We start from the raw sequence: 2,189 nt of genomic DNA on the forward strand, positions 1-2,189 counted from the left end.
ACCAGCGGCGCGAACAGCGCGGCCAGCAGGGCGGGCAGCGAGATCAGCAGGCCGGCCGTGCCGGTCGAGGTCTGCAGGCTGTCGGCAATCGGCGTCAGCAGGCCCACGGGCAGCATTTCCGTCGTCACCACGCAGAAGGTGGACAGGCCGGCGGCGGCCACGGCCGCCCAGGGATGGCGGGCCGCGGGTGCGGCGGCGCAGGAAGACAATGGCATGGCGCGAATCCTTGAAACAAACAATGGGAGAGCGGGCATCACGCCGTGGCCAGGGCCAGGCCCTGCCGGCGCAGCCGGCCGTGGGCCCACAGCGCCAGCAGCAGCACGCCGGCCCCGGCGCACAGCGCCACGCGAAAGCCCGACGCCGCACCGGCGCCGTCCACCAGCCGGCCGGAGGCCGCGGCGCCCAGCGCGATGCCCACATTGAGCCCGGCCAGCAGCCAGGTGATGCCTTCGGTCAGCTGCTGCGCGGGCAGCAGGCGCTCGACCAGCGACATCGCGACAATCATGGTGGGCGCAAAGAACAGCCCGGCCAGCAGCACGGCGCCGGCCAGGGCGGGAATGCTGGACACCCACAGCAGCGGCAGCGTGGTGGCGGCCGTCGCCAGGCCGCCGAGCAACAGCAGGCGGTGCAAAGGCGTGGGCAGCGAAGCGGCGCCAAACAGCAGCCCGGCGAGCGCCGAGCCCGCGGCATAGGCCGACAGCACCCAGCTGGCCGCTGCCGGCTGGCCGGCCTGCGCGGCAAAGGCGACGCTGACGATATCGACCGTGCCGACAATCACGCCCATGGCCACCATCAGCAGCGCCAGCAGCCGCACATCGGCCAGGCGCAGCACCGAAGCGCCCGCCCTGCCCGCGGCAGGCGTTTCGAGCGGCGGCTCGGTGGCGCGCTGCAGCACCAGGGCCGCAACGCCCAGCAGCAGGAGCAGGGCCGCGGCCAGCGGACCGGCCGCGGGCGCCAGCGCCACGCACAGGCCCACCGACAGCGGCGGCCCCGCAATGAACGTGACTTCATCGAGCACCGTTTCCAGCGCATAGGCGGTCTGCAGGCGCGGCTGGCCGCGATAGATAGCGGTCCAGCGCGCACGCACCATGGCCGACATGCTGGGCATGGCGCCGGCCAGCAGCGCAGCGGCAAACAGCGTCCAGTCGGGCGCCTGCCACCAGGCGCTGGCGCACAGCAGCAGCAGACCGAGCGCGCTGATGGCGGCAGCGGCGGGCAGCACCCGGCCCTGGCCCCGGCGGTCGACCCGGCGCGAGATCTGCGGCGACAGCAAGGCGTAGGCCAGCACAAACGTCGCGGACACCGCGCCGGCCAGCGCATAGCTGCCGCGCAGCAGCGCCAGCATGGTGATGATGCCTATGCCAGTCATGGGCAGCGCCAGCCGCGCCAGCAGGCCGGCCAGCGCAAAGGCCTTGGCGCCGGGTGCGGCAAAAAGTTCTCGATAGGGGTTGCTCATCTCTTTCTCCGCGGAACGCGCGCTTGCCGGCAAGGGGCGAGGCGGCGACAATACATACACAGCGTATGAATAGAATCGTACATTCATACGCGACGTATGTAAACAATCATGCACACCGTATGCAAGGAGAAGAAATGGTTCGCCGCACCCGCGCCGAGATGGAAGAAACCCGTGCAACCCTGCTGGCCACCGCGCGCCAGGTGTTCTGCGAACAGGGATATGCCGACACGTCGATGGACGAAATGACCGCGCAGGCGGGCCTCACGCGCGGCGCGCTGTATCACCACTTTGGCGACAAGAAGGGCCTGCTGGCGGCGGTGACGGCGCAGATCGACGCCGAGATGGATGCGCGCCTGCAGGCCATCTCCGACGGCGCCCAGGACGCCTGGCAAGGCTTTTGCCAGCGCTGCCATGCCTATCTGGAAATGGCGCTGGAGCCCGAAATCCAGCGCATCGTGCTGCGCGACGCACGCGCAGTGCTGGGCGGCGCCTCACCCGATTCCCAGCGCCACTGCCTGGATTCCATGCAGCGATTGATTGGAAACCTGATGGCCCGGGGCGTGGTGGCCGACGCCGATGCGCGCGCGCTGGCCGCGCTGATCTACGGCAGCCTGAGCGAAGCCGCGTTCTGGATTGCCGACGGCGAAGACGGCGATGCGCGCCTGGCGCGCGCCAGCCAGGCGCTCGATCTGCTGCTGCGCGGCTTGTTGGTCAGGGCGTAGGGGAAGGCGCG

General features: G+C 70.5%; 2 protein-coding genes and 1 pseudogene. 1 reads left to right on the top strand and 2 read right to left on the bottom strand.

Annotation, left to right across the window (positions count from 1 at the left end; genetic code table 11):
* Both RR928_RS16665 and RR928_RS16670 read right to left on the bottom strand, forming a co-directional pair.
* Positions 1 to 215 (bottom strand): annotated as a pseudogene (locus RR928_RS16665) (MFS transporter); the annotation flags it as partial.
* Between the two features lie 38 nt (positions 216 to 253).
* Positions 254 to 1,456 carry an MFS transporter gene (locus RR928_RS16670; protein WP_332683398.1) on the bottom strand — a complete coding sequence of 401 codons (1,203 nt, stop codon included), beginning with the start codon at positions 1,454 to 1,456 and terminating at the stop codon, positions 254 to 256.
* Positions 1,457 to 1,590: 134 nt separating this feature from the next.
* On the opposite strand from RR928_RS16670, the gene RR928_RS16675 reads away from it, so the two are divergent.
* Complete coding sequence (locus RR928_RS16675) at positions 1,591 to 2,178, top strand: TetR/AcrR family transcriptional regulator (RefSeq protein ID WP_332538617.1); 588 nt, start codon at positions 1,591 to 1,593, stop codon at positions 2,176 to 2,178.
* Positions 2,179 to 2,189: the final 11 nt, after the last annotated feature.

The sequence above is a fragment of the Comamonas sp. genome, assembly GCF_036666375.1.
Lineage (GTDB): Bacteria > Pseudomonadota > Gammaproteobacteria > Burkholderiales > Burkholderiaceae_C > Comamonas.

Bases quoted from the DNA above. Each gene is read 5' to 3' on its own strand.
- RR928_RS16670 (WP_332683398.1), bottom strand. From the start codon at position 1,456: ATGAGCAACCCCTATCGAGAACTTTTTGCCGCACCCGGCGCCAAGGCC.
- RR928_RS16675 (WP_332538617.1), top strand. From the start codon at position 1,591: ATGGTTCGCCGCACCCGCGCCGAGATGGAAGAAACCCGTGCAACCCTG.